This window comes from Clostridium sp., from assembly GCF_050717635.1.
Taxonomy (GTDB): domain Bacteria; phylum Bacillota; class Clostridia; order Clostridiales; family Clostridiaceae; genus Clostridium_AD.
Genome location: NZ_JBOITO010000025.1, coordinates 99,572 through 125,555, shown reverse-complemented (window position 1 = coordinate 125,555; position 25,984 = coordinate 99,572). Strand labels below are relative to the sequence as shown.

Sequence of the window (25,984 nt, the reverse complement as noted above, 5' to 3'; positions counted from 1 at the left end):
CCCTCCTACTTTAATAAGCTTGCTGCAATAACCATCTTTTGAACTTGTGAAGTTCCTTCATAAATTTCAGTTATCTTAGCATCTCTCATCATTCTTTCTATTGGGTAATCTTTCGTATATCCATATCCTCCGAAGATTTGAACTGCTTTAGTTGTAACTTCCATAGCTGTTTCTGATGCAAACAATTTTGCTCTAGCTGCTTCTACACTATATGAAAGACCATTGTCCTTATTCCACGCTGCCTTATAAACTAGCATTTTAGCAGCTTCGACTTTAACATCAAGTTCTGCCATCATCCATTGTAAACCTTGGAATGCTGAAAGTGGTTTTCCAAATTGCTTTCTTTCTTTCATATATTTAGCAGCTGCTTCTAAAGCTCCTTCTGCAATCCCTAGGGCTTGAGCTGCTATACCAATTCTTCCTCCGTCAAGAGTTTTCATTGCTATACCGAAGCCTTTTCCTTCTTTTCCAAGTAAGTTTTCTTTTGGAACTATACAATTAGTAAATACAAGTTCAGTAGTTGCTGATGCTCTTATTCCTAATTTATCTTCATGTTTACCTATTGAAAATCCTTCAAAATCTTTTTCAACTATAAAAGCAGATATACCTCTTGTTCCTTTTTTCTTATCGGTCATAGCTGCGATTACATATGTATCCGCTTGTCCACCATTAGTTATGAATATTTTCGAACCATTTAATATGTAATTATCTCCATCTAAAACTGCAGTAGTTTGTTGCTCAGACGCATCAGTTCCTGCATTAGGTTCAGTTAACCCAAAAGCACCTAATTTTTCACCCTTTGCAAGTGGAACTAAATATTTTATCTTTTGTTCTTCTGTGCCAAACATATCTATTGGCCCAACACATAATGAAGTATGAGCTGAAAGAATAACCCCAGTAGTTCCACATCCTTTTGATAACTCTTCAACTGCGATAGCATAGGATAAATTATCTCCGCCTGCACCGCCATATTTAGTTGCAATTGGAATACCCATCATATTGTATCTAGCCATTTTTTCTACAGTTTCTGTAGGAAATCTTTCTGATATATCTATTTCCGCAGCTAGTGGTTCAACTTCGTTTATTGTAAATTCCCTTACCATTTGTCTTACAAATTCTTGTTCTTTTGTCAATCCAAAATTCATTATTCTTCCTCCTCACTATTATCTATGACAGGCACTAATTATTAATTGTTACCTGTCTGTTTTTAAACAAAGTAATAATTATTACTTGTTTTTAAAGCAATTTTCTCTTTTCTCTATAAAAGCTATCATTCCATTTTTTTGGTCCTCAGTAGAGAAACACTCTCCAAAAACTTCAGATTCGCAAATTAGAGCAGTATCTATATCCATTTGCATACCTCTATTTATTGCTGTTTTACATAACTTAACCGCTATAGGTGCATTACTTACAATTTTCTTAGCTAATAACTTTACTTCTTCCATTAGTTTTTCAGGTTCTACTATTTTATTTACAAGGCCTATTCTTAAAGCTTCTTCTGCATCAATCATATCACCAGTATATATTAATTGTTTAGCCATACCTGTTCCTACAAGTCTAGCTAATCTTTGAGTACCACCAAAACCAGGTATTACTCCAAGTTTTACCTCTGGTTGAGCAAATTTCGCTTTTGATGAAGCAATTCTAATATCGCAAGCCATGGAAAGTTCACATCCCCCACCTAATGCAAAACCGTTTACAGCTGCTATTACGGGTTTTTCTAGTGTCTCTAGTTTTCTGAATATTTTGCTCCCTAAATGACTAAATTTTCTGCCTGCCATTCCATCAAAATCTTTAAGTTCAATGATGTCAGCCCCAGCAACGAAAGCTTTTCCCTCACCGGTTAAAATAACTGCGTAAACTTCGTCATCTTTAGCAATTTCTTCAATTACAAGATCTAACTCTTTTAGTGTTTCTATATTTAATGCATTTAGTGTTTTTGGTCTACTAATTGTAATTACAGCAATTCTGTCTTCCTTTTTAATAACAATATTTTTGTATTCCATCGTTTCACACTCCATGAATTAATTAACCATTTGTTAATAATATAACAAATAGATTTAAAAATAATTGAAGCCATCAGCTTCAATTACATTATATATCACTATATCAGTTATTTCAAGGTAAATAAACTTTCCTTTAATGAAGAAAGTCTTTTAGCTAAAGCTAAATATCTAATTAATTTTATAGATATGTCCTGTCATTCATTAAGCAACTAAGAGTTAACAAACTCTCACTTAAATGAACATTCTCAACAATCATTTCTTCTGGCACCTCTAAATCCACAGGTGCAAAATTCCATATGCCTTTAACTCCATTCTCTACCATCATATCACTAACCATTTGAGCGTTATTTCTCGATACACAAATTACACCAATATCTATTGGTGTCTTTTCAAGGAAACTTGCTAATTCATCAATGTCCCTTACTTCAACATCTCTAATTTTAAGTCCTATAAGTTTTGGATTAATATCAAAAATAGCTTCCAAACTAAAGGCTAACTTCTCAAAGTTAGTGTAATTAGCAATAGCCTGACCTATATTACCTGCACCTATTATTACCATCTTATACTCTTTTGATAGACCTAAAATTCCACTAATTTCATTTAGTAATTCCTTAACATTATAACCATATCCTTGTTGCCCAAAATCTCCAAAACAATTCAAGTCTTGTCTAATTTGTGACGCTGTAAACCCAATTCTCTCACCTAATTCTTTTGAGGAAATTCTATCTACATCATTCTTTAAAAGCTCTCTTAAATATCTATGATATTTAGGTAATCTTCTAATTACTGCCATTGATATATTCTTTTTTCTTTCCACAGTTTACATCCCTCCAAAAGCATCATAAATCTTATATAATATATTTTACCACATTATCATAAATTAACACTACTTTTTATTACAAACTTAATAATTGTTATTATATTTCCATAGTTTCATTATAGTATTATACAAGGTATATTTAAATAAATACTAATTATATTTATCTTTTACTTCAAAAAATCTAATATAAATAGTACAATAATATAGAATCGCAGTTTAATTTGAAATTACAATGCACGAAAGGGGAAACTAATGATAGTTCTAAGTTGTAAAGATATTCACAAAAGTTATGGTATAGATGTTATTTTAAACAAGATAACTTTTAGTATAAATGAAGGTGAAAAAGTAGGTTTTATTGGAGCTAACGGAGCAGGTAAATCCACACTTTTTAAAATACTCACATCACAACTGGATTATGATAATGGAGAGCTTTTTATAGATAAAAACAAAAAAGTTGGTTATCTATCTCAAGATCTATCACTCGATTCAACTAACACTATATACGAAGAAACACTGTTAGTATTCGAAGATCTACTTGCCTTAGAAAGAAGTCTTAAAGATTTTGAAACAAAAATGAAAGAACCTTATGATTCTTCAAAAGAAGAATATCATAATAAAATAATAAAAGAATATACATTAGCATCTGAACTTTACAATAACCGTGGCGGATACACATATAAATCCGAAATAAGTAAAGTTTTAAAGGGTCTTGGCTTTATGGAAGAAGATTATAATAAAAAAGTAACTATATTAAGCGGGGGTCAAAAAACTAGGGTTGCACTATGCAAATTATTACTTAAAAGTCCTGATATACTCCTCCTAGATGAACCTACTAACCACCTAGACTTAGGTGCTATAGAATGGTTAGAAGATTATTTAAAATCATATAAAGGGACTATGTTTATAATATCCCATGATAGATTCTTTTTAGATGCTATTACTAATAAAACTTTTGAGCTTATTAATGGTCATGTAGATTGTTATAATGGATGCTATACAAAATTTATTGATTTAAAGAAAATAAATTATGCCATTCAATTAAAAGCATACAATTTACAACGATCAGAAATAAAAAGGCAAGAAGATATTATAACTAAATATAGGTCCTTTAATAGGGAAAAGAGCGTAAGAGCTGCAGATAGCAGACAAAAATCCTTGGACAAAGTTAAGCGTATTGATTCTCCTGATAAAGACCCTAAGGGAACTAATATTAACTTTGAAACAGAAATCAAAAGTGGCAATGATGTTCTTCATATAGAAAATTTATCAAAACGATTTGGAGATAATGTTCTGTTTGAAAATTTGGATTTAGATATAAAAAGGTCAGAAAAAATTGCTCTTATTGGGGAAAACGGGCGAGGTAAAACTACTCTTTTTAGAATTATAATGGATAAACTTGAAAGTGATACAGGCATAAAAATATTGGGTAAAAGTATTTTTATAGGATATTATGATCAAGAACAATCAGATTTAAATGAAGAGAAAACTATAATAGATGAGGTTTGGGATGAATTTCCTAAACTTACTACCACAGAACTTCGAACTTCTCTAGCCGCATTTTTATTTCTAGGAGAAGATGTATTTAAAAACATATCTTCTCTTAGTGGTGGTGAAAGATGCAGAATTAATCTTTTGAAAATCATGCTGTCGAAATCTAACTTCTTACTATTAGATGAACCAACAAATCACTTAGATATTATGTCTCGTGAAGCACTAGAAGACTCAATTCTAGGATATGATGGTACTGTTATTGTAATATCTCATGATAGGTATTTCTTAAACAAGGTAATTACTAAAATACTTGAATTAAATCAAGATGGACTTAAAGAATATTTAGGTAATTATAATTATTATATAGAAAAAAAGAAAAACCCTCAAAGGTTTCAGATAGAAGATGAACAGATAGGCCTTTCAAAAACTCAAATTAATTCTAATAAAAAGAAAAAAAGAGATGTTGAAAAACTAGAAAAGCAGAAGAAAACAGATCTTAAATCTATAGAAGATAACATTTCATCTATAGAACAAGAATTAGAAAAGTTCCAAAACGACCTTTGCCTTGAGGAGGTCTATTCAAACCCTATCAGATGTGAAGATATAAACAAGCAAATTACAAGTACTGAGAAAGAACTTGAAGGTCTTTACGCGGCTTGGGAAGACTCATTATCTTAAAAGCATGAAATCTATCCTCAATGCCTTGCATACGAGCTCTAAACCCGAAATTCCATTAACAAATTCTAAACTTTCTATTTGGAGTTCGATTGCAAGTTATGCAGGATAGATTTCATACCCCTTTAGTGTTTATAAATAATTAAACTATTGCCCCCTCGAGAAGTACTTTGATATTGTCCTTATATATTTTATTGAATTGACTAATTGGAAGAGGATTTACTCCCAGCCCAACTTCCATTGTATAACCAGGCCTCCTATATTTATCTATAAACCAATCTTTATATCCTGCAAAACTTGTAATCCCGTAGGTTTCTTCTAATTCATAGCCGCTTAACTTTGAAAATATCTCTCCTATTTTTCTAGCTTCGGCATTAGCTAAATTTTGATAATTCCAGTATATTACCTCCCCTTGACTGTGATATGCTATTACTAATCTAAAATTATTTTTTCTTGTAAAATCTGCTACAGCTTTAGATTCTGATTCTGATTCTGGCGCGGTACCTGAATATCTTGTAGGTCCTGGTCCAAATACTCCATAGGTTTTTTCAGCATCCTTTGACTGTTGCCACATAGCATTATAATTATGATTAAGATCTACCCCTCTATTATTAGCAGTCCATGTTTTAGAAAAGTCCCTGCTCCCATCATTCCACACAATTAAATCATTGTAGTTTGGGTTACTCCTATCTAAACCATTAAGTACTAAATCAACTCCATCTGGGTTTACCATAGGCATTATATATATACTGCTTTTATTCCATATATCTTGAACATTATATCCTTCTATTTTTTGGCCTGACGCATAAGCTTCAGAAAAATTTTCAATAAACTTCATTAAGAGAACACTTGTTATCCATTCAATAGCGTGATGAGCCCCGTTATAAAAAACCTTATTAGGCCCATTGCCTAGTTTTACATAATACAATTCTTTACCGAGTTCACTCTTACCTGCACTTGCAACTTGAATAAATGGATATCTAGCTTTTAGTCCTTCTAAATCTCTTTTCATAATATCATAAGTATAATCAATATTTGTATAAACCACATCTAATGAATAGGGAACTATAATCTCCCGCCCTATCTGCAAATTATTAGGATTTATTGTAGGATTAGCAGTAATTATACTTAGGACACTTGTGCCATACCTCCTTGCTATAAGATATAGTGTATCACCCGACCTAATTCTATAAGTGTCATAACCTATTAGAAATCTATTCATGAGCTTATAAGTAACCCCATCTACTACTCCTGTAGGTACTAAGCCAAAATATCTTTGGAATTTCTGCACTCCTGCTGCAGTTTTAGGTCCATAAATTCCATCGAGTGGCCCAACATCATATCCTATTTGGTTTAGTAGAGATTGTATTTCCATCACAGCTGTTCCTCTTGAACCTATCTTTAGGATTTGCAAATTTTCCCTCCTAAAATTTCTTATAGTACTATTATATGAATTTAACGTGGAAATGTTACAGTGTAATTAATGTATTAATTACAATAATCCCAACTATTAATATTACCATACCTGAAATTGCAAATAATTTTTCTTTGGAACGCGCTTTCATTTTATCCCACCTCAGTATTAACATATTTAGATTTTTATAAGTGTTTTATATATATTAGATGATAAAAAATTAATAAAGTTTCATAAAAATAAAACTTTTTTTAAAAACCGTTATCTAATCTATAAGTAATCCCTCTACTTTCATAGCAATTGCACTTTATAAGTTTATTAAAATATCCTTTAATGGTATAATATTCTTACAAATCATAAATATTATTTAGTTGTGAATATATAGGATTACCTTATATTATTAACTTAAGGAGAAAAGCGATGAAATTTATTGATATACTTAAACCTAACAAAAGAAAAAAACATTTTGAAGACCAAATTTCTATAATTTATAAAGAGTTATATAAATTTATATATTCTATTATAAAAAATCAAAATCTAGCTGAAGATATACTTCAACAGACACTAATGAAAGCTTATGAGAAATTTGATACACTTCAAGATATAAAAAAATTTAAATCATGGATTTTTACTATAGCAAAAAATGAGAGTTTATCATGGATTAAAAAATATAACAGGGAAATTCCCAGCGAAGATGCTTACCTGGAATTATTAGGTAGTTCTTCAAAAGATATTCCAGAAGAATTATTGGTAAAAAGCGAAATAGTGGAACAGGTAAAAGAATCTATTAAAATGTTAAACCCTGTTGACCAAGAGATAATATATTTAAGATATTATTATGACTTAAGTTTTAATGAAATAGCGTTGATACTAAACTTAAATGAAAATACTGTTAAAACAAAACATAAAAGAGCAAAAAAAAAGATATATACCAATCTTGTATGTGCTGATGCTTCCTTTGAAGTTGCTGCAATAGTTTTAGATTGAAATAATTTTCAAAAAAAACGAAACTTTTTTAAAAGAACATTATCTAATATATAAGAGTCCCATCTTATATGTATTGATAAATCTTTTGAAGTTGGGGCGATGGCTATAAGAAAGAGGTGAAATAATATGAAGCATGATAATATAGATACAATTATAATAGATGTGTATACAGAATTTAATAGTGAAGTAGATATCCATTCTGATATAGACATTCCTGATTTTAATATCACTATGAAAAAATTTCATAGCAATCTAAAAGAAAAAAATAATAGATCATCTATATCAAAAAAGTTAGCTTTAGTGGCTAGTTTTACATTAATTATAATTCTTTCAACATTTCTCTCATCAATTCCAAAGGTAACAGCTTTTAAATTTAACGTTATGAAAAAATTTGAGGAGTTAAGAGGAGATACTAGAGATATTAAGTTTAGTACACAGGATGTCTTAGATACTAATTTAAATAACGGTATATCCGAATCAAATAATAGTACAGATCAGATAGAAAAGTTAGTAACAATAGATGAGGCTAAAAAAGAGATTCCTTTTGAACTTTTAGTACCTAAATATATACCTGATGGGTATAAGTTAGAAACAGTGAAACTTGTAAAGTCTATGGGAGATTCTTTTAGTGTTAATCAAGTTTATACAAATAGTACAGGAAAAATAATTCGTTTTTATCAAAACACTGTAGCTGAAAATGGATCAGAAACAATTTCTATGAATTCAAACCTTAGGACTGAGGATATAATTATCAACAACTTAAAAATAAATTTTGCTACTGATGATAAAAATTTTAAAACCATGCTTTGGTTTGATAACAATATAAAGAATGAAGTACTTATGCCATATGATTTTACAGATACTCAAATGAAAAAAATAATTGGATTATTAAAATAAAACCCGTTTTAGGTCTTTATTTTAATATATAAATATATCATTAGATATTGAAGTTTTGGATGTTGTTACTCCATTATTTATTATATAATTTATACTTCTAACTCTATAGTAACTATAAGATGATACTGCTAAACTATGATTAGCTGTAGCTCGATTAGTATTGTTTAGACTATACGAGAATGTCTTAATTGTATTCCAATATCCATTTGCATACTTTTCAACATACAATGAGTACCCTATAGTACCTACATTCATATAATTTTCTGTTAATCCTTGTGCTTTAATATATCCGTTATCTGACTGGTAAATAGAAGCTCCCCAATTAACAAATGAATCACTAGTTGTACTTTGAATGTCAATATTCAAATTATAATTGTTATTAGAATAAAACATCTCACTTTGGCTTACTTTTTCATCTGGTATATTCTTATTAGAAGCTGCAAAAACATTTGAAGACATAAGTCCCGTAATTAAAACAGCACAAGTTAAAATCGATAATATTTTTCTCATAAATTCCCCTCCGTATAAAACATTTTTAGATTTTTCTAAATGTTTTATATAGATTAGATGGATAATAGAAGAGCTATCAGGAAATACAAGTGTCGGAATGGGTGAATATAGTGAAAATTATGATAAAGTTGCTGGATTAATGATAAAAACTGACAACGATGATAAAATAAATGGAAACATAAAGAAGTATAAGAACAAAGATAATTTAAAAGTAGAAATTGAATGGAATAAAAAAAAAGATCAAATTGTTTTAACTAAGGAGACTGCCTCATAATATCCTTTTAGTTTATACATTTATACTATTTCATACAAATTAGTTAGTTACAGGGGACGTTATATAAGAACTAAAATAGCGCCATATGTTATTTTTAACATATGGCGCTAAATTCATTAAAATTATTTTTTATTCTATTTATCCTTAGATTCCCATTTAAAACCAGCACTTTTTAGATTCTCAAGTATTTCTAATACTTGTTCATGGGTAAGACCATCAGGGTAAATACTTTTATCTATTTCAATCTTAATATCATTTTTTTTAACATTATCTTGTACTATTATTCCTAATCTATTATCTGTTCTTCCCAGAAGGTAATCTGTGGAGCATTGTAAATAATCAGCTATTTGATTAATAAAATCTACTTTAGGTTCTCGTAAATTATTTTCATAACGGCTTAAAGTTGCCTTTGTAGTTTTCAAATCTTCTGACATTGTTTCCAATGTAACATGTATTCTGTTTCTTTCAGTCTTTAATCGATCACCGAATGTTACCAAATGAATCACCTCCATAATAAATATTATACAAGAAATATATACTATTAAAACGATTGTTACCAAATATATAAAAATTATCGAATAGCCCATTGACTTGTTGCTTTTTGGGCAATAAATTATATTACCAAATAGATAATGAATTTATCTGATAATGAAAATAGAACTTACTAGAATAATTAATTTATAGTACAGGGTCAAAAGCCCTATAAAGTTGCGTTCGTAAAAAAATATTTATTACCAATATATTATTTCTTATTATAATAGCTATTATGTTACTTACACTTTCACAAAGGAGTAAAATGCCTAGTCAAACATCTGATAATTTAATAATTTTGTATGGAGTACTAGCTACTATTCTACTTGGTACATTTATAATTAAAATGATATCAAAAAATAAATAGTTTTAATTTGTAAATTTTTTTCAATACCTTTTTTAGCTGCAAGTATTTTGAACATAATTTATTTATCTTGCAAATCAAATAAAAAATAAACTGCGGTTTTGTTATTGCTTGTGGTGCCTTTTCACCACCATGGCGAAATAAAAGAACAATTATCATCACTATGAAGTGATGACAATTGTTCTTTTACTTTTTAAAAATTTATTAAACATATTTATTAGAAAGCATTATACATTTATAACATCTTCATCTTTTATTACAAAATTAGTGATGATAAATCCTGCAACATAAGATATTATTAAACCAATAAAGTAATTTAACATCATAGCTGGTGCTTGCATTAATGGAATAGCTACAAGTCCACTTGGTCCCCAAGCTACTGCCACAACATGTGCTAACATAACATAAGCACCACCAAATCCAGCACCTAAACCGGCTGTAATAAACGGTTTAAACATGGGTAATGTTACACCATAAATTAACGGTTCACCTACCCCTAAGAAACCTGCCGGTAAAGCACCTGTGATAATTTTACATAAACGCTTGTTGTTTAGTTTTTTAGCTTTGCGATAAATTGCAATTGCGGCACCAACTTGCCCAGCTCCAGCCATAGCTAATACTGGGAATAAACTAACGCCACCCATAGTTTCAAGTTGAACTACATAAATTGGAATTAAACCATGATGTAACCCTAATAAAACCATTGGTAAGAATAACGCTGCTAATACATAACCACTAATAACACTTACTACAGGATTAACAGAATTAACTAATAAACTTAATACAAATACTAAACCATCTGAGAAAAAACCAGCCACTGGCATTACTACAAAGACAATTAAAATACCTGTGATTAATAATGATAAAAATGGAACTAGGATTAAATCTAATACATCTGGTATTTTCTTCCTTAAAGCCTTCTCTACTTTAGATAATAACCATACACCAAAAATAACACCAATGATACCACCTTTACCAGTAGTTAATGTTGATTCAAGTGGTACTGCTTCATTGTATAAATTAATCATTTGAGATATAGCTACAATGTTTGAACTAATTGTAATACCACCAATGATACCACCTAATGCTTCCGTAGCACCAAAAACTTTTGCGGAATTAATACCTGTAAATATTGCAAAGTATGCATAGAATGCTCCACCTATTAATTGAAATAATAAGATAATAGTTTCCCAAAATGAACCATCAATTACACCATCTGTAGATAATTGTGATAATAATGATCCAAAACCATTAAATAAACCGGCAGCAATAATTGCTGGAATTAATGGAATAAAGATAGCTGAGATTAATTTTAAAAATCTCTTTAATCCTGATTTTTTTTGGTTACCTTTAATTTCTGCTTTATTAGTCTTCCAATCATTTTCAAGAATTTCAGCATCTCTGTCAAAACCAAATTTTACAACCATACTATCTGTTACTTTTTTAGCAGTTCCTGGTCCAACAACTACTTGATAATTATTATCTTCTACTACAATTCCTAATACTCCTTCAATATCCTTAATTGTTTCTTTATTAATAATTGATGAGTCTTTAACATTTACACGAACTCTTGTCATACAGTTAGTTGCATTAATGATATTTCCTTTACCGCCTAATGCTTGTACAATTGCTTTCCCTAATACGTCATATTTCATTTATAAGCTCCCCCTCTTCTATATATTACTAAACACTATTTCTAATGTAATAATCTATCTACGTAGCCATTTGCCTTTTCTAATTGTGATTTTGCACTTTGATGATTACAATCTAATAAAATCATTACTATTGCTTCTTTAACACTATTATTTGATTCAATTAATTTTTCTTTAGCTAATTCTTCACTACAATCTGTTACTGCAGAAATAATATTAATTCCTCTTTGAATAAGCTTTTTATTACTCATTTTTACATCAATCATATAATTTTTAAATACTTTACCTTGATTTATCATTGATATAGTACTAATCATATTTAATACCAATTTTGTTGCTGTACCAGCCTTTAATCTAGTTGAACCAGTTAATACTTCTGGCCCTGGAACAATTTCAATTGTACTTTCACAAATATTTTTGATTTTACTATTATAATTACAAACAACTGCTCCTATCTTACAGCCTTTTTCTTTAGCGTAATTTAAACCACCAATAACATAAGGTGTTCTGCCACTTGCTGCAACTCCAATAACAACATCTTTGTTAGTTAAATTTATTTTATCTAAATCTACTCTACCAAGTTCCAGAGAATCTTCTGCACCTTCTTCTGCTTTAATAAAAGCATTTTTACCACCAGCTATTAGACCTACTACTGTATTATAATCAACACCAAATGTTGGTGGACATTCAACCGCATCAATTAAACCTAACCTACCACTAGTTCCTGCCCCCATATAAATAATTCTTCCTCCATTACTTAGTGCATAACTAGTTAATTCTATTACCTTAGTTATATTTTCATATTGACTTTCTATACATGTAACTGCTTTTAAATCTTCTTGATTGAATAATCTAACTGCATCTAAAACATTCAAAGAACTTAAGTTTTTTGAGTTCTCATTAACAGTCTCAGTTGGCATCTCACTTAAATCTATCATATTATCACCCCTACAACCACATACTAAACTAAATCGTTTACAATTTCAACAAAATAAACAACATCTGAAACAAAGTTTCAGATGTTGTAATAATTATCAATTTATCCTTACTTCTTTCTTAAGCATTCTACTAGTCTCTAAGATGTTCTTTATCTTAATATCATAAACTTCTTTTAAATATGAGTGATATATGATATCAATCATATTTAGTTGTGATATACGACTACTTGAAGCTGAAACCCTAAGCTCTTGTTCAAAAGCTGGTACATATAAAACATAATCACTTAAATCAGATAAGTCAGTTCGACCATATTTTACAATAGAAATAATGATTCCATGATTCTTTTTAATATTTTTAGCCATTTTTATTATTTCTTGTGTTTCGCCAGAATAAGATATCATTATTGCTAATTCATTTTCTAAAACATTGCTACTTCTTATAAATTGTAAGTGCGTATCTTCATAGAGAGATGTCTTCTTATTAACTCTTTCCAGTTTCATCTGTAAGTCTTTGCAAGCAATAAAACTAGCTCCCATTCCAAACAAACTAATATATTCTTGTTCATTAATTAAATGAACAACTTCTAATAAAACATTATAATCAATTAATTCTGCTGTTTGTTTAATAGCTCTTATATTATTATTTGTAATATCAACTAATACTTGATCAGTAGCCTCTAACTTTAGATTATTAATGTCAATACTATCAATATTATCAATATTATTTAAATCTAAAATTAATTCTTTCTTTAACTCTCTAAATCCACTATAACCATTTTTTTTAGATATACGTACTATGGTGGCACTTGAACAATAACATTTTTTAGCTATTGTATGAATATCTTGATCAACCATTTCTTTAGTATGTTGCACCATATATAAAACAGCTTGTCTTTCACCCTCAGTACAATTATTTAAATAATTCTCTAGTTTAATTATAGCTCTCATATGAACACCACCTATAAATAATTATATCATAAACCAACCATTCTAATAGATGGTTAGCAACATAGTTATTTTATATGCTATATTTTTTATTTGATTTATACCAAGCGCTATTGTCACTATAAAAATAATTAAAAAAGGGTTATTTGTTTGGGGAAGTAAAAAAAGAATTAAAAAAGGGATTGTATCGTTTAAAAAACGTGTTGTACTAGGTAGCTTATTCTGCGGAATTTTTATGGGATGGAATGATTTGTGGAAAGATCAGACCTTTCAGCCACTTGGAATACTATGGGTTTTGGGAATGGCTACAGGCTGGGGGGTACCGTTTTATTTTACTATGAAACATTCTAATCTTTTGCTCATATAAAATTAGACAATCATTTAAATAACTTATTATTTTAAAAAATTTTATATAAAGAAAATAACAGTGAAAGTAACATAACGGTCCTAATTCATTACATATAAAAAAAGAGAGCGCTAACCCTCTTTTTTTATTTTATATATTTTAAAAAGTTAATTATGATAATGTCCTTTACAACTTGCAATATAGACATTTTCATCATCAATACTATATATAAGTCTATGGACCTCTGTTATCCTACGGCTCCAATAACCAAACAACTCATGTTTTAATGACTCTGGCTTTCCTAGACCCTCATTCCCATTTCTTTCAATGTCTTTTATAAGTTCATTAATTTTTCTTAGTATTTTTTTATCCTCTAACTGCCAATATAAATAATGCTCCCAAGATACCTCTGAAAACACCTTATTCATCAAGCAGATCCTTTTTAAGTCCCTTTCGCATTTTTAATTGGTCGATAGATTTCAACAATTCATTATAATAGGCAGGATCACTTCTAACGTATAAATTTTCCAAAAGGTTATTATATGCTGATTCCGATAACATAACCACATTATCACCACGCTCACGAGTAATAATAATAGTCTCAAAATCTTTTGTAGTTTTGTCGCAATAATTTTTAAAATTCTGTCTTAAATTTGAATAACCTATAGCAATCATAAAATCACCTCCATATATATATTGTACACTACTTTGTACAATATATGCAAAGAATAATAATTGGGAATGTATTTATTATAAAAATATAGTACTAAATAATATTACTAACTGATCACTCCTAAATTTAATTCTGACATCTGTCAAGTGTACAGTACATGTTTTGAAATATACATTTAGGCAATTAGTTTGGGAATGGCTATGTTAAAGAGCTGTGTTGAAAGTCATACACACCAATTATAGGTAATATGTACGTATGATAATAGGTGGAGTTATTAATGGTATTTTGGGCTTTGGTCAATTATCCAACCAATGGCTATTAATGATAAAAATATGCAAATATTATTTGTGGTAATAAGTCTTATTGTTCTTCTAATTATGGAAGAATTTCATTATTCTTAAACAAAGCCATGAAGTTAAATTATCATTTTAATAACATCTAAAGGTTCGAAATGTAGGACTATCAGAACATCAAACATTGCGAACCTTTATATAGAGTGTCTCCCGGTCTAATCCTATAAAAATCATAACCTATTAGAAATATATTCATAAGCTTATAAGTAACCTCATTTACCAGTCCCGTAGGTGATAATCCGAAATATCTTTAGAATTTCTGCACCCCTGCTGCAGTTTTAGGCCCATAGATTCCATCGAGTTTTCCTATATCATACCATAACTTATTTAGTAGCGATTGTATTTCCATCACAACTGTTCCTCTTGAACCTATCTTTAGGATTTGCAAATTCCCCCTCCTAAAATTTCTTATAGTACTATTATATGAAATTAACGTAGAAATGTTACATATTATATTTTATTGTATTATATCCTTAAAGAAAACTATGATATAATTTCATTATGGTAAACAGTACAAATAAACAATATAAATAAAATGCGATTTCGCATATCATTTTCAATATTAGTATAGGTGGTGCTGGTTATTGTCATTTCATAATAATAAGTATAGAATAAAGTAAAAACCTCCAGTTTTTACTACGGCCTCAGAGGTCCTAACATAAACTGGAAGTCTATCTCCGTTATCTGCATTAGGATTATTTATATTTGTAGGAATAAATGAAGGGATGTTTGCAAGGGGTTACTGCATGACCGTACTTAAGCAAACAGGTAATAAGTAGACTTCTATTATTGTTTCATCAATTATATTTCCAGTAATGCATTCTTTAAATCCTAGTATGAGTATTATTAGTTATCTAAATCTTTTTTTAGTTGCTCTACTATTTGCCTATATGTACCTTAAATCAAATAATCTCTGGCTACCTATAGGCTATCACATTACGTGGAACTACTTTCAAGGAAATATATTTGGCTTTCAAGTTAGTGGACAATCCACGGAAAGCTTATATAAATTAAGTACTCCTGCAAATAATATTATAACTGGTGGGTGATTCGGTCCGGAAGGTGGCTGGAACGGCTTTCTTTAATTTAAACTTATTAACCTTCCAATTTTAATTTATATATTCTTTTTCATGCGTATTCGCAAAATATGTAAATTGACTACAATATTAAGGAATAATGTCATTTTAAAAAAGCCTAGAGATTTCTCTCCAGGCTTTTTTGTGTATTGTAGTATATATGATAACCCCTAAATTATGAGCAACCTATCTTATTAAATATCTACGGGAAAGTAAGTATACTTTTTTCTAGTTTTTCAAATTTATTTTCTCCAATAGATAATATAATATCTTTTTACGTTTAGTAATAACCTGTGCTTCACAAGTCATTCCTATTCTAAGTTCACCTTTCTGCCCCTTATAACTATATAAAGGTTTATTTAGAATCTCAGATTCAACCAAATAGTAACTTGTACCTGACTGTTGATCAACAGTTGAATCTACTGCAATATCAGTAACAGTTCCAGTAAACTCTCCATATTCTCTATAAGGTAACGCCTGGAAATGGTATTTAATCTTTTCTCCAATCTTCATGCCTATTATATCTTTATTTGAAACATATAATTGAACCCTATACTGAGAACTATTCTGTGGTATAACCGATAAAACTTCTTGACCACTTTTTACAATCTGAGATTTAGAAATATCACTTTTAACATTAACTACACCGTCTATTGGAGATTTCACAGTGCTTTTATCAATACTTAACTGTAAACTACCTATATTAGTTTTCAATTCATTTAGTTTTTGTTCGTTTTGTTTTATACCATCATCTAATTGAACTAATGTATCCATTTTATATTTTGTAATGTCATTTGCAGCTAACTTACCATTTACCATATCAAGTCCAGGGGTAAGTTTAGATTGATCTAATTGAAATTGCAAATTTTTCGTAGCATTACCAGCCTCATCTAATTTAGATTTTACATCCAATACTCCTTGATTTTCGTACTTTGATAAATCAATTGCACCCCCATCTAAAACCTTTTGCGCTGCAGTTAACTGATTGCTATAATCATCAATAATAGCATCTTTTTTTGAAGCAAGACTAGAAATTAACTTTGCCTGAATAGTAATATTGTTTTGTAATTCTTCCACGGCATTTTGGTAATCAATAAATTTATTATAATATTCAATATTTGATTTTTGAAACTCGTTTTGATTTTTACTTATACTAGACTGTAACAATTGATGATTATAAATAGTTTGGCTTAACGTACCTGCCTTTACTGAAATCGTAGAAGAATTAGCTTGTAGTTGAGTTAAATCATTTTGTGCTGTATCTATACTTTGATTAATAGTGATTAAATATGAGTTTTTATAGGCCTCTTGATCAGTTATTGATGTCTTATATTTATCAAAGTTATTAGTGTAATCAACATATTGTCTGTAATATGTGCTATTAGAATCTGTAAATAAATTATGTGCTGAGTTAATGCTCTGAACCAATAGTTGCAAATTATTTATTGAAGTTTGAATTTGAGTAATTTGTGTTATAGGTATTGTGGACTGCATGTCATTTAGTGAAGCAGTTGTTTGCGTAATGTTACTTGCAATTTGTCCAATATATTGACTTTTATATTGCGCAAGCTTTAAAATTGCATTGTTATATGCTGCCTGAGTACTATCTATCTGACTTTGGTAATCAGTAGTAGCTTGTGTGTATTTAGCACTGGCATTTTGTAATGCTAATTTCTTTTGCTGAATAGAATTCTGAAGACTTTGTATATTAAATTCATAGTCTGAATACTTAGCAGAATACACACTATTACCATCAGAAAACTTACTCTTATTATCATTTATTGATTGAAGTAGTACATTCAAACTGTTTATTACATTACTACTCTCACTAATTTGCGACCCAATGCTTTTAGATGAAATCAATTTATTATCATTTGTTATACTTGATTGCAACCCAGTTTGCTTTTGAGTTAATAATAGTTTTTCATTAGTTGTACTATATAGTAAATATTTATTATAATAATCTTTTTCATCAGCTTTGTTAACATCAAAATTATTTTTATTATCCAATATAGAATTTCTAAGCTTATCCATATTATTTGTGGTAGCCTGTAGCGTTATTAATTGTTTATCATAGTTTTTTTTACTTAACATAGCATCCTTACACTCAAGGCTATAGAGTATATCGCCTTTTTTAACTTTCTGCCCCTCTTTAAAACTCACAGCACTAACCTTACCATCTACTTCATTTAAAACTGAAATAGTTTTATCATTTGATTTTACAATTCCATTCGTTTTCACAACTATGTCTATTTCACCAAAGTAGGTCCAAATTAAAGCAATAATTAATATTACTATTAAACCATATGCAAAGATACTGGTAAATTTATGTGGTTTTGCTTCTAACAATTCTCTACTATCTGTTATTTCACTTAAGTTTTGTATAATATTATTCATTATCTATATTCACCTCTGTTACTTTAGTTGCTGCAACTTCTTCATTAAAGAATTCTGGCAGCTGATCCTTCCATAAATCAAAGTACCGTCCTTTTTTGCTTATAAGCTCACTATGTGAGCCACCTTCTATAAGCTTACCTTTATCCATAACATAGATTTTGTCGCACCTCATAATAGTACTTAACCTATGGGCTATTATTACTGTAGTTATATCTTTACTAAACTCATACATAGTTTTTTCTATAGCCTTTTCAGTGATGGAATCAAGGCTACTAGTAGCTTCATCCATTATCAATATCTCTAGATTTCTAAGTATTGCTCTAGCAATAGCAATTCTTTGCTTTTGACCTCCTGAAAGATTAGAACCATTTTCTTCTACCATGGTCTCATATCTCATGGGTTGTTCATTTATAAAATCGTGAATCTTAGCCCTTTTACAGGCATCTACTACTTTTTCAAAATCCATTTCTTTTTTCCCAAAGAAAAGATTCTCTTTTATAGTTCCACTAAATAAAAATATATCCTGAGAGATATATGCTATCTTATCCCTTAAAGCTTCAATATTTATATCTCTAATATTGTACCCATTTATTAATACTTCTCCTTTTTCACATTGGTAAAAATTCATAAGTATCTTTACTAAGGTAGTTTTTCCTGAACCACTTTCACCTACTAAGGCTATTTTTTCTCCAGGAGCTATGCTAAGATTTAACCCTTCCAATATCATTTTCCTTGTACCATACCTGAAATCAACATTTTTAAACTCTATACCACCCTTTAAAGTAGAAGGATTGATTTTCTTATTTTCATCAACACTTTTCTCCAGTTCAAGATCCAGTATTTCTCCTAACCTATCTGCTGCAACAATTGCTGTCTGAAGTTGACTTTGAAGGTTTATTAAATTCTCTATTGGATCAAGAAAATATGCAAGTAAGGAGTTATATGCTAATAGTTGTCCCACAGATAACCTACCTTTAATACACTCATAAGCTCCTACCCATAGAATAACTACGCCAAAAACCGCCTTGACAGCGCCTTTTATAGAACCCTGTATATTACTAATCCACCCTGTTTTGAAGGCACTTTTCATTAACTTAATAAATCTTTTCTCTGTTTCGCCATTTACTTCTCTTTCTGCATTGAAAGCTTTTATAGTTTCAATGCCAGTAAGGGATTCCACCAGATAAGAAGTTATCATTGAATTATTTTCCATGTTTTTTCTATTAACATCCCTAATTGGTTTGTTAAAAACGAATACAATAATAGCGTATAAAACAACTGGAATTAAAGTTATTCCAAATAGAAGACGATTTTGTGTAAATAAAATTACTGCACCAGCAAAAGCCATTAGGGTGTCAATCATTATGGTTAAAGTTGCACCTGAAATTGCTTCTCTTATACTAGTTGCATCATTAAATCTTGATACTATTTCGCCTACTTTACGTGTCCCAAAAAAATTCATAGGTAAATTAATTACATGCTCATAATATCCAAGCATTAGAGGTATATCTATCCGTTGAGCCAAATACATAAGTAATTGAGACCTAAAAGCATTTAATAAAATTTTTAAAATGCTTAACACAATAAATCCAATTGAAAGTACATGTAGTGTGGTTAATAGATTATATTGAAGCACATCATCCACTAATACTTGAAAATAAAAAGCACCCAGTATCCCTAATATAGTAAATATTAAAGAAGCGAAAAATATATTTAGAACCAAACCCTTTTGAGGTGTTATAAGTCCGAAGAATCTTGAAAACAAACCCTTAGTTTCATTGCCTTTTTTAAACTCTGCTGATTTTACCATAAGGATTAAGACACCTGTCCATATTTTAAAGAAATCTTCTGGTGTGTACTTAACAATTCCTTTGGCAGGATCTGCAACTAAGATCTCTTTTGCAGTTATTTTATGTATAACTACATAATGTAAAAGAGAACCATCTATAACTACATGAGCTATAGCCGGAAGGGGAAACTCAGTAAATATATCTTCTGGCTTACTTACTTTAACTCCCTTTGCTGTAAACCCAAGTTGTTCAGCTGCTTTAATAATGCCAAAAGCACTAGTTCCTTGTTTATCTGTACCTGCTACTTCACGTATCTTTGATATTGGAATTTTAAGCCCATATTGTTTTGATATTGTTGCAAGGCAGGCTGCTCCACAGTCTTTAATATCATGCTGCTTTATACATATGTATCTTTTAAATGGATTTCTCATTTTATCCTCCGTTCTAAGTGTAATATATTAAATCATTACAAATTATAGCATTTATCATTTGTTTTTTAAGTAAAATATCGTGAAATGGTATGTTTTTGAACGTGAAATGTATTTTATTGTTGAAATTGAGTTCACGTTCTAGAAAGGGGTGTTTCACGATATTAGTATTGTAAAAATTTATTGTATGTTATATATTGGATTTACAAGCAGTTAGAACCTAAATATATTCATAAAGGATGGTCTGAAAATGATAGTAGAAAAACAGGAGTTAAAATTAAACAGTTTAATTTCATTAAGAAAAAACATGACTCAACAAGAAATACCTTCTGAAATGACAAAGCTTCAATTATATTTAAAAAGCGTTGGTGCAAATAAGGTTGGCCCTTCTATTTCAACTACTTTTAATGTTGTACAAGCCGTAATTCCAATTATGGATATGGAAATTTTGATTCCGATTGATAAAGAAATAGGTGGAACTCCCGAATATAAAGTAAAGAAAGAATTTCTAATAACCAATGCAATAAAAATAATTCATAAAGGGAATCCTATGATGCTTCAAAATACAATCAATGAGATTAATGCATATATGCAGCTAAATAATCTTCAACCTATAACTTCTGCTTATAATGTAGCAATACAGGATGCAAAAGATTTGAGTGATATTGATAATGTTGAAATCCACATTTATGTAGGAATAAATCCCAACAAACTTTAGATAATAATTTCTTTTATGTACAAAGAAGTTTATTATAAATAATTATTATAAACATTATTGGGGGTGAAAAAAATGACAAATGTATATGATTTAAATTCTATTGGTTTTGATACCCTATCAAAAGATGAAATGTTGGAAACGAATGGTGGTGTATTCCCTGTTTTATTTGTAATCTGGGGAATAAGCGTAACAGTTGGCCACTGTTTAGCAGCCGGTGCTACCCTTGGATTAGTTGCAGGCAGTGTAGTAGCAATAAAGAATTAAAAAATTAATTGGAGGTATGCCCTTTATTGTTGGTGTGATCTTAGCAGGAGTCATAGTTGTAGGAGTTGCTATAGTTGTAGCAGCCACAGTTGTAGGAGTTGCACACGCAACTCAATATATTTATAATAAGATTTTCTAACTGTTTTGACAAAGGAGGTTTGCATGTGCCAGACATAAATATTAAACAGATACTGCCGACTTTAATTAAAGTCGGCTTCATCCTTGGTTTGATAGTTGGCGGAATAGTTGCATATAAGGTTATTAAATAGTAGCTTGCATATCATTTAACTTATAATCCGCACAATAGAAGTGAAAAAATTTCCTATATTTATTTTAGGGGTTTTTTCACTTTTATTTTAAATAAAAACAGTAGCTTTTAAATCTTTTTAGGCGTCAGCTTACATCAAACTTAAAATCAGATACGTCAGTGCCCCTAAACTCTCTCTTGTATAAATATCAGAGACTTACCTATCTTCATGGAGAATTGAAGGTAAAGAAAAGCCCTTACCATGATTTACCATAAAGGTCATAGTATAGGTCTTCACACCTATAGTCATAATTTCAAATATATATATAGGAGTAGTGAAGATTTTATTAATGAAATGAAAAAAACCTCTAATAAAATTGAAGAGGTGATTGGATTTTCTCTTAAAAACTCTGATTTTTTTAAAAATCAGAGTTTTTAAGGAATTACAGATATACTTCTTCTAGTTTTTCAAATTTATTTTTTCCAATAAATAATGTAATATCTTTTTACGTTTAGTAATAACCTGCGCTTCACAAGTCATTCCTATTTTAAGTTCACCTTTCTTGCCCTTATAACTAAACAAAGGTTTATTTTGAATTTCAGATTCAACCAAATAGTAGCTTGTACCTGACTGCTGGTCAATAGTTGAATCTACTGCAATATCAGTAACAGTTCCAGTAAACTCTCCATATTCCCTATAAGGTAGAGCCTGAAAGTGGTATTTAATTTTTCCGCCAATTTTCATGCCTATTATATTTTAAAATTATTAAATTTATATATGATTTTGTTAAATATTTGCAACTCAAATTAATATTCTGTATAATTAAATAAGGACATACCAGTAACTCAATCCAAAACATATATTCCATAGCTTTTGTATTATTAATGGGACTAGCATTCGGTAAAATTACTTATGCTATTAATATTAAGGATGTGCTTTAGCAATAAATATTGTATTTCATTACATTTTGCATAAATGATATCACTAATAATAAAAGTGATAATATCTATAGCGAGATTCATATTGTTCCCACAAATGTGTACAGTATCTATTGATTGCAAGAAATAAAAATAGAGAGGTATTTAAAATGGAGAAGAAAAAAAATGAATTTAATTTTTAATATTGTATGTATATTCATTATAGTATTGTGTATTTTCATATCAAGATATAAAATAATAACATATGCTAATAATACCTTCTTTAATAAGGAGGTCTCTATACTTAATTTGACTAATGATGAAAAAATATCAGACTGTGAAGAGTTTTATAATACTATTATTGAGAGTGTTCCTCTATTGAGTGACCAGGAGGCTCTTTATGATATTAGTTTTAAAGATAGAAAAGATTATTACTTGAACTTAATAATGGGAACTAAAACTGATTTTGAGTTTTTTGTACCATGTTAGCTATAGTACAGGATGTACCAAGTATACATACAGACATTTGTTTTCCAGTGTATTCATATATTTCGAATCTACATTGTTATAATTTAGGCAAGACCCTTTCTAAATATAATACTAAACCTTTGATAGAGTATTGGTATAAAACCATGAGAAATTCATATGAACAATTTTCAAAGGTACAATGTGTGAATTTCGAATATATTAATGGTCAATATTTATTTGATCCAATGGACTCCGGTTATGATTATCAAAGCTTACAAGGGTTTGAGTTGGTCTCTATTAATAATGAGCCAATGAACAAGTATATAGTTAATAATATTTCCACTTATAGCCTTAAGTATGATTATAAAAGAAAAGTTCCTTATCATTATTTTACATTGAATGATAGTGTTGGTGAAAAGGTTAATGTAACTTTGATCAATACTGATAATGGTAGTACAATAAATAAAGAATTATACATTGATCTTCAAATAGAAATTGTTAATTCAGGTAGTTACTTATTTAAAGAAAGTGATCAAAATACAGAGGTGAGTAGTAATAAAAAAATCATTTATAGTTATTCTGATAATGAAAATAATATAGGATATATTGAAGTAAAAGATTTTATGAATTCTCAAGGTAAAGACTTAGCGACAACTATAGAAAGTATGAAAGAATTCGATAATATTATTATTGATCTAAGAGACAATTATGGAGGAAGCAGAAGCTATTCAATGAATTACTTGTATTCTTCACTTTATAGCGATAATATAACAACTAAACTTAACTGGTTTGTTCCTATTTCAAATTCTAATAAAATTATCAATAACAAATTATTAAACAGGTTATTTTATCAAAGTTCCAAAGATGATAAAGGCTTTTATTATACACGTGAATATAATTATAGAGGCAAATCATCAGAAAGAAAACAAAATATATATTATTTAATCAATTCACGTACAGGGTCAGCAGCCGATGGGTCTGTTGCTATAATAAAGGAAAATAAATTGGGTACAATAATAGGAACAAACACTAATGGAGAAGGAATAGCAAATTCATTTTACAGCAGTTCTTTAAAAAATAGCGGTCTCGTATATATTTATTTTCCTAGTCTTTCATATAATAAAAATGCGACCAATAATTCTTTATTAACTGGAAAAAAGGTTGGAATATTTGTGGGTGTTTTAGCGATTTTAGCCTCAATAATAATGATTATAAGTAATTTAGCATTAAATATGGATTTTTCATATGTAGCGGATTGGATTGGGAATGTTCTCTGGTATCGCATTGTTCATATTATGCAAAAGAAACATAAAGTAATATAATTTTTTAGGAGGCTATATGTTTATGATACTAGAAAAACAAGAACTCAAACTCAATAACTTAATTAGCCTAAGAAAAAAAATCACTCAACAAGATATGGCAGTTGAAATTCAAAAACTAGGACAGCTCATTAATGAAAAAAGTGCTCAAAAATTAGGACCACTTATTACAGCTACCTTTTCAATCGAGCAAAACAACTTGGACAAGTTTTAGATATGGAGATACTTGTGCCCTTAGATAAAGAAATAGAGGTTACCGGTGAATATACATTAAAAAAACAGTTTCTATTAACTAACGCCTTAAAAGCTACACATACTGGAAATACAGCACTTTTACAAAATACATATAATCTAATTAACTCTCATATTATAGAAAATAAATTGCAACAAATAACTGCTTCTTATAATGTCACTGTTAAAGATATAATGGATCCTTCAAAAATAGATGAACTTGTTATTGATATATATGTTGGAATAAATCCGTGTATATTATAGATACATTTTTATAAATCAAAAGGATTGAATGTAATGGAATCAACAGTATTAACTTAAAAAAACAATAATGGTAAAGCCACAGCAGGTATGGTTCTTGGAATTATAGGATTATTTGCATCTTTTATTCCACTTTTCGGTCTTCAAGTAAACATAGTAGGCCTTGTCATTGGAATATTGGGACTTAAATCAGAAAAGAAGGGTAAGGCTAAAGCTGGCATTATTTTGTGCAGCATTGGCATAGTATTAACTATATGTTGGGCTGTTTATGGCGCGTTAACAGTTTCCAAAATGATGAAATAACTAAATAAAAGTAGTAAATCCTTAACTTAGATTTATGGCTTTTAATGTTTAATCAATTATATTTTCAGTAATGCATTCTTTAAATCCTAGTATGAGTATTATTAGTTATCTAAATCTTTTTTTAGTTGCTTTACTATTCGCCTATATGTTCCTTAAATCAAATAATTTCTGGCTACCTATAGGCTATCACATTACGTGGAATTACTTTCAAGGAAACATATTTGGATTTCAAGTTAGTGGGCAATCCACAGAAAGGATATTAAAAAGGATAAGTGACTTCACTTATCCTTTTTAATATCATAAATCACCAACTCTTGCGTAAATATACAATCTTTCATTTTGGTATTAATTATTATATTTTTATATCTTTCACTAATAATTTTTCTTATAGTTTTTAATCCAATACCTCTATCCTCACCTTTTGCAGAAAATTTTTTTCATACATTTGATGGATAGATGGGGTATCCGTCATACAAGAATTGCTTATACTTAACACAGTGATTCCTTCGTTTTTTACTAAACCAAAATTTATTTTTTTAACCTTGCACATAAGTGCTGATTCAATAGCATTATCAAATAGTATTCCTATTATCCTTTATACACATAAATACGAATACTTTAATATTTTTCATCCACTAAATTTAAACATTATATGTGTAAATTGGTCAAAAAAAAAAAAAAAAAAAAA

Annotated in this window: 31 protein-coding genes and 1 pseudogene; 15 read left to right on the top strand and 17 right to left on the bottom strand. The window is 29.3% G+C overall.

The genetic code is table 11. The features are described 5' to 3' along the window. Positions 1–5: 5 nt before the first annotated feature. From ACREWB_RS11410 to ACREWB_RS11400, 3 genes are all read right to left on the bottom strand, one after another. Positions 6–1,145 carry an acyl-CoA dehydrogenase gene (locus ACREWB_RS11410; RefSeq protein WP_431547560.1) on the bottom strand — a complete coding sequence of 380 codons (1,140 nt, stop codon included), beginning with the start codon at positions 1,143–1,145 and terminating at the stop codon, positions 6–8. Between the two features lie 81 nt (positions 1,146–1,226). Then, a complete protein-coding gene (locus ACREWB_RS11405) occupies positions 1,227–2,006 on the bottom strand; it encodes a short-chain-enoyl-CoA hydratase (protein ID WP_431547559.1) in 780 nt (259 codons plus the stop codon). A gap of 178 nt (positions 2,007–2,184) precedes the next feature. Then, a complete protein-coding gene (locus tag ACREWB_RS11400; protein WP_431547558.1) occupies positions 2,185–2,823 on the bottom strand; it encodes a redox-sensing transcriptional repressor Rex in 639 nt (212 codons plus the stop codon). 255 nt (positions 2,824–3,078) lie between these two features. Between ACREWB_RS11400 and abc-f the strand changes: the two genes are divergently transcribed. Continuing rightward, a complete protein-coding gene (abc-f, locus tag ACREWB_RS11395; protein WP_431547557.1) occupies positions 3,079–4,995 on the top strand; it encodes a ribosomal protection-like ABC-F family protein in 1,917 nt (638 codons plus the stop codon). 139 nt (positions 4,996–5,134) lie between these two features. Here the strand turns inward: abc-f and ACREWB_RS11390 are convergent, their stop codons facing one another. Continuing rightward, complete coding sequence (locus tag ACREWB_RS11390; RefSeq protein WP_431547556.1) at positions 5,135–6,406, bottom strand: M14 family zinc carboxypeptidase; 1,272 nt, start codon at positions 6,404–6,406, stop codon at positions 5,135–5,137. Positions 6,407–6,826: 420 nt separating this feature from the next. On the opposite strand from ACREWB_RS11390, the gene ACREWB_RS11385 reads away from it, so the two are divergent. Beyond that, positions 6,827–7,393 (top strand): RNA polymerase sigma factor, encoded by a 567-nt coding sequence (locus ACREWB_RS11385; protein WP_431547555.1) that lies wholly within the window; start codon positions 6,827–6,829, stop codon positions 7,391–7,393. Between the two features lie 126 nt (positions 7,394–7,519). Beyond that, entirely contained in the window at positions 7,520–8,290 is a 771-nt protein-coding gene (locus tag ACREWB_RS11380; protein WP_431547554.1) for a DUF4367 domain-containing protein, read from the top strand. Positions 8,291–8,311: 21 nt separating this feature from the next. Here ACREWB_RS11380 and ACREWB_RS11375 read toward each other — a convergent pair whose 3' ends face one another. Further along, a complete protein-coding gene (locus ACREWB_RS11375) occupies positions 8,312–8,800 on the bottom strand; it encodes a hypothetical protein (RefSeq protein WP_431547553.1) in 489 nt (162 codons plus the stop codon). 97 nt (positions 8,801–8,897) lie between these two features. On the opposite strand from ACREWB_RS11375, the gene ACREWB_RS11370 reads away from it, so the two are divergent. After that, complete coding sequence (locus ACREWB_RS11370) at positions 8,898–9,074, top strand: hypothetical protein (protein WP_431547552.1); 177 nt, start codon at positions 8,898–8,900, stop codon at positions 9,072–9,074. Between the two features lie 134 nt (positions 9,075–9,208). Here the strand turns inward: ACREWB_RS11370 and ACREWB_RS11365 are convergent, their stop codons facing one another. The 7 genes from ACREWB_RS11365 to ACREWB_RS11335 all read right to left on the bottom strand — a co-directional run bounded on the left by ACREWB_RS11365 (position 9,209) and on the right by ACREWB_RS11335 (position 15,264). Continuing rightward, positions 9,209–9,571 (bottom strand): helix-turn-helix domain-containing protein, encoded by a 363-nt coding sequence (locus ACREWB_RS11365; RefSeq protein WP_431547551.1) that lies wholly within the window; start codon positions 9,569–9,571, stop codon positions 9,209–9,211. Positions 9,572–10,196: 625 nt separating this feature from the next. Continuing rightward, entirely contained in the window at positions 10,197–11,624 is a 1,428-nt protein-coding gene (locus tag ACREWB_RS11360; protein ID WP_431547550.1) for a PTS transporter subunit EIIC, read from the bottom strand. Between the two features lie 41 nt (positions 11,625–11,665). Then, positions 11,666–12,559 (bottom strand): N-acetylmuramic acid 6-phosphate etherase, encoded by an 894-nt coding sequence (murQ, locus tag ACREWB_RS11355; RefSeq protein WP_431547549.1) that lies wholly within the window; start codon positions 12,557–12,559, stop codon positions 11,666–11,668. 96 nt (positions 12,560–12,655) lie between these two features. Then, positions 12,656–13,507 (bottom strand): MurR/RpiR family transcriptional regulator, encoded by an 852-nt coding sequence (locus ACREWB_RS11350; protein WP_431547548.1) that lies wholly within the window; start codon positions 13,505–13,507, stop codon positions 12,656–12,658. A 510-nt stretch (positions 13,508–14,017) separates the two neighbouring features. After that, positions 14,018–14,278, bottom strand: coding sequence for a Txe/YoeB family addiction module toxin (locus tag ACREWB_RS11345; protein WP_431547547.1), 261 nt, complete (start codon positions 14,276–14,278; stop codon positions 14,018–14,020). Continuing rightward, on the bottom strand, positions 14,271–14,525 hold the full coding sequence (locus ACREWB_RS11340; RefSeq protein ID WP_431547546.1) for a type II toxin-antitoxin system Phd/YefM family antitoxin: 255 nt from the start codon (positions 14,523–14,525) through the stop codon (positions 14,271–14,273). The genes ACREWB_RS11345 and ACREWB_RS11340 overlap by 8 nt, the downstream gene beginning before the upstream one ends. 601 nt (positions 14,526–15,126) lie before the next feature. Beyond that, positions 15,127–15,264, bottom strand: coding sequence for a peptidoglycan-binding domain-containing protein (locus tag ACREWB_RS11335; RefSeq protein WP_431547545.1), 138 nt, complete (start codon positions 15,262–15,264; stop codon positions 15,127–15,129). Between the two features lie 397 nt (positions 15,265–15,661). Between ACREWB_RS11335 and ACREWB_RS11330 the strand changes: the two genes are divergently transcribed. Further along, positions 15,662–15,925 (top strand): CPBP family intramembrane glutamic endopeptidase, encoded by a 264-nt coding sequence (locus tag ACREWB_RS11330; protein ID WP_431547608.1) that lies wholly within the window; start codon positions 15,662–15,664, stop codon positions 15,923–15,925. 255 nt (positions 15,926–16,180) lie between these two features. On the opposite strand, the gene ACREWB_RS11325 is transcribed toward ACREWB_RS11330, so the two are convergent. Together ACREWB_RS11325 and ACREWB_RS11320 are read right to left on the bottom strand one after the other, a co-directional pair. Next, positions 16,181–18,349: a beta-barrel domain-containing protein gene (locus tag ACREWB_RS11325; RefSeq protein WP_431547544.1), complete on the bottom strand. Its 2,169-nt coding sequence runs from the start codon at positions 18,347–18,349 to the stop codon at positions 16,181–16,183. Beyond that, on the bottom strand, positions 18,342–20,570 hold the full coding sequence (locus tag ACREWB_RS11320) for a peptidase domain-containing ABC transporter (protein WP_431547543.1): 2,229 nt from the start codon (positions 20,568–20,570) through the stop codon (positions 18,342–18,344). The genes ACREWB_RS11325 and ACREWB_RS11320 overlap by 8 nt, the downstream gene beginning before the upstream one ends. A 247-nt stretch (positions 20,571–20,817) precedes the next feature. Here ACREWB_RS11320 and ACREWB_RS11315 point away from each other — a divergent pair, with 247 nt between their 5' ends. The 4 genes from ACREWB_RS11315 to ACREWB_RS11300 all read left to right on the top strand — a co-directional run bounded on the left by ACREWB_RS11315 (position 20,818) and on the right by ACREWB_RS11300 (position 22,235). Continuing rightward, a complete protein-coding gene (locus ACREWB_RS11315; protein WP_431547542.1) occupies positions 20,818–21,285 on the top strand; it encodes a GyrI-like domain-containing protein in 468 nt (155 codons plus the stop codon). 72 nt (positions 21,286–21,357) lie between these two features. Continuing rightward, the gene (locus ACREWB_RS11310) at positions 21,358–21,549 is read left to right on the top strand and encodes a class IIb bacteriocin, lactobin A/cerein 7B family (RefSeq protein WP_431547541.1); all 192 of its coding nucleotides are present in this window, start codon (positions 21,358–21,360) and stop codon (positions 21,547–21,549) included. 16 nt (positions 21,550–21,565) lie between these two features. After that, positions 21,566–21,688, top strand: coding sequence for a hypothetical protein (locus tag ACREWB_RS11305; RefSeq protein ID WP_431547540.1), 123 nt, complete (start codon positions 21,566–21,568; stop codon positions 21,686–21,688). A 370-nt stretch (positions 21,689–22,058) separates the two neighbouring features. Continuing rightward, positions 22,059–22,235, top strand: a complete 177-nt coding sequence (locus ACREWB_RS11300; RefSeq protein ID WP_431547539.1) for a polysaccharide deacetylase family protein — start codon at positions 22,059–22,061, stop codon at positions 22,233–22,235. Positions 22,236–22,256: 21 nt separating this feature from the next. Here ACREWB_RS11300 and ACREWB_RS11295 read toward each other — a convergent pair whose 3' ends face one another. Further along, positions 22,257–22,541: a beta-barrel domain-containing protein gene (locus tag ACREWB_RS11295; protein ID WP_431547538.1), complete on the bottom strand. Its 285-nt coding sequence runs from the start codon at positions 22,539–22,541 to the stop codon at positions 22,257–22,259. 482 nt (positions 22,542–23,023) lie between these two features. On the opposite strand from ACREWB_RS11295, the gene ACREWB_RS11290 reads away from it, so the two are divergent. The 6 genes from ACREWB_RS11290 to ACREWB_RS11265 all read left to right on the top strand — a co-directional run bounded on the left by ACREWB_RS11290 (position 23,024) and on the right by ACREWB_RS11265 (position 25,591). Continuing rightward, a complete protein-coding gene (locus tag ACREWB_RS11290; RefSeq protein ID WP_431547537.1) occupies positions 23,024–23,203 on the top strand; it encodes a hypothetical protein in 180 nt (59 codons plus the stop codon). Then, positions 23,197–24,504: a S41 family peptidase gene (locus ACREWB_RS11285; protein WP_431547536.1), complete on the top strand. Its 1,308-nt coding sequence runs from the start codon at positions 23,197–23,199 to the stop codon at positions 24,502–24,504. The genes ACREWB_RS11290 and ACREWB_RS11285 overlap by 7 nt, the downstream gene beginning before the upstream one ends. Before the next feature lie 22 nt (positions 24,505–24,526). After that, entirely contained in the window at positions 24,527–24,715 is a 189-nt protein-coding gene (locus ACREWB_RS11280; RefSeq protein ID WP_431547535.1) for a hypothetical protein, read from the top strand. Positions 24,716–24,729: 14 nt separating this feature from the next. Continuing rightward, on the top strand, positions 24,730–24,996 hold the full coding sequence (locus tag ACREWB_RS11275; protein ID WP_431547534.1) for a hypothetical protein: 267 nt from the start codon (positions 24,730–24,732) through the stop codon (positions 24,994–24,996). 87 nt (positions 24,997–25,083) lie between these two features. Continuing rightward, positions 25,084–25,296 carry a hypothetical protein gene (locus ACREWB_RS11270; RefSeq protein WP_431547533.1) on the top strand — a complete coding sequence of 71 codons (213 nt, stop codon included), beginning with the start codon at positions 25,084–25,086 and terminating at the stop codon, positions 25,294–25,296. A 55-nt stretch (positions 25,297–25,351) separates the two neighbouring features. After that, positions 25,352–25,591: a CPBP family intramembrane glutamic endopeptidase gene (locus ACREWB_RS11265; protein WP_431547607.1), complete on the top strand. Its 240-nt coding sequence runs from the start codon at positions 25,352–25,354 to the stop codon at positions 25,589–25,591. On the opposite strand, the pseudogene ACREWB_RS11260 reads toward ACREWB_RS11265, so the two are convergent. After that, positions 25,575–25,715, bottom strand: a pseudogene (locus ACREWB_RS11260) (GHKL domain-containing protein); the annotation flags it as partial. The gene ACREWB_RS11265 and the pseudogene ACREWB_RS11260 sit on opposite strands and share 17 nt — an antisense overlap. Next, positions 25,691–25,879: a GHKL domain-containing protein gene (locus tag ACREWB_RS11255; RefSeq protein WP_431547606.1), complete on the bottom strand. Its 189-nt coding sequence runs from the start codon at positions 25,877–25,879 to the stop codon at positions 25,691–25,693. The gene ACREWB_RS11255 and the pseudogene ACREWB_RS11260, both read right to left, overlap by 25 nt. Positions 25,880–25,984: the final 105 nt, after the last annotated feature.

What these genes read in the sequence shown, in the direction of transcription:
- ACREWB_RS11305 (WP_431547540.1), top strand. Translation starts at nt 21,566, where the DNA reads ATGCCCTTTATTGTTGGTGTGATCTTAGCAGGAGTCATAGTTGTAGGA.
- ACREWB_RS11270 (WP_431547533.1), top strand. Translation starts at nt 25,084, where the DNA reads ATGGTTCTTGGAATTATAGGATTATTTGCATCTTTTATTCCACTTTTC.
- ACREWB_RS11360 (WP_431547550.1), bottom strand. Translation starts at nt 11,624, where the DNA reads ATGAAATATGACGTATTAGGGAAAGCAATTGTACAAGCATTAGGCGGT.
- ACREWB_RS11410 (WP_431547560.1), bottom strand. Translation starts at nt 1,145, where the DNA reads ATGAATTTTGGATTGACAAAAGAACAAGAATTTGTAAGACAAATGGTA.
- ACREWB_RS11280 (WP_431547535.1), top strand. Translation starts at nt 24,527, where the DNA reads ATGATACTAGAAAAACAAGAACTCAAACTCAATAACTTAATTAGCCTA.
- ACREWB_RS11300 (WP_431547539.1), top strand. Translation starts at nt 22,059, where the DNA reads ATGATTTACCATAAAGGTCATAGTATAGGTCTTCACACCTATAGTCAT.
- abc-f (WP_431547557.1), top strand. Translation starts at nt 3,079, where the DNA reads ATGATAGTTCTAAGTTGTAAAGATATTCACAAAAGTTATGGTATAGAT.
- ACREWB_RS11405 (WP_431547559.1), bottom strand. Translation starts at nt 2,006, where the DNA reads ATGGAATACAAAAATATTGTTATTAAAAAGGAAGACAGAATTGCTGTA.
- murQ (WP_431547549.1), bottom strand. Translation starts at nt 12,559, where the DNA reads ATGATAGATTTAAGTGAGATGCCAACTGAGACTGTTAATGAGAACTCA.
- ACREWB_RS11310 (WP_431547541.1), top strand. Translation starts at nt 21,358, where the DNA reads ATGACAAATGTATATGATTTAAATTCTATTGGTTTTGATACCCTATCA.
- ACREWB_RS11380 (WP_431547554.1), top strand. Translation starts at nt 7,520, where the DNA reads ATGAAGCATGATAATATAGATACAATTATAATAGATGTGTATACAGAA.
- ACREWB_RS11325 (WP_431547544.1), bottom strand. Translation starts at nt 18,349, where the DNA reads ATGAATAATATTATACAAAACTTAAGTGAAATAACAGATAGTAGAGAA.
- ACREWB_RS11320 (WP_431547543.1), bottom strand. Translation starts at nt 20,570, where the DNA reads ATGAGAAATCCATTTAAAAGATACATATGTATAAAGCAGCATGATATT.
- ACREWB_RS11350 (WP_431547548.1), bottom strand. Translation starts at nt 13,507, where the DNA reads ATGAGAGCTATAATTAAACTAGAGAATTATTTAAATAATTGTACTGAG.
- ACREWB_RS11340 (WP_431547546.1), bottom strand. Translation starts at nt 14,525, where the DNA reads ATGATTGCTATAGGTTATTCAAATTTAAGACAGAATTTTAAAAATTAT.
- ACREWB_RS11385 (WP_431547555.1), top strand. Translation starts at nt 6,827, where the DNA reads ATGAAATTTATTGATATACTTAAACCTAACAAAAGAAAAAAACATTTT.
- ACREWB_RS11295 (WP_431547538.1), bottom strand. Translation starts at nt 22,541, where the DNA reads ATGAAAATTGGCGGAAAAATTAAATACCACTTTCAGGCTCTACCTTAT.
- ACREWB_RS11285 (WP_431547536.1), top strand. Translation starts at nt 23,197, where the DNA reads ATGTTAGCTATAGTACAGGATGTACCAAGTATACATACAGACATTTGT.
- ACREWB_RS11315 (WP_431547542.1), top strand. Translation starts at nt 20,818, where the DNA reads ATGATAGTAGAAAAACAGGAGTTAAAATTAAACAGTTTAATTTCATTA.
- ACREWB_RS11345 (WP_431547547.1), bottom strand. Translation starts at nt 14,278, where the DNA reads ATGAATAAGGTGTTTTCAGAGGTATCTTGGGAGCATTATTTATATTGG.
- ACREWB_RS11375 (WP_431547553.1), bottom strand. Translation starts at nt 8,800, where the DNA reads ATGAGAAAAATATTATCGATTTTAACTTGTGCTGTTTTAATTACGGGA.
- ACREWB_RS11370 (WP_431547552.1), top strand. Translation starts at nt 8,898, where the DNA reads ATGGGTGAATATAGTGAAAATTATGATAAAGTTGCTGGATTAATGATA.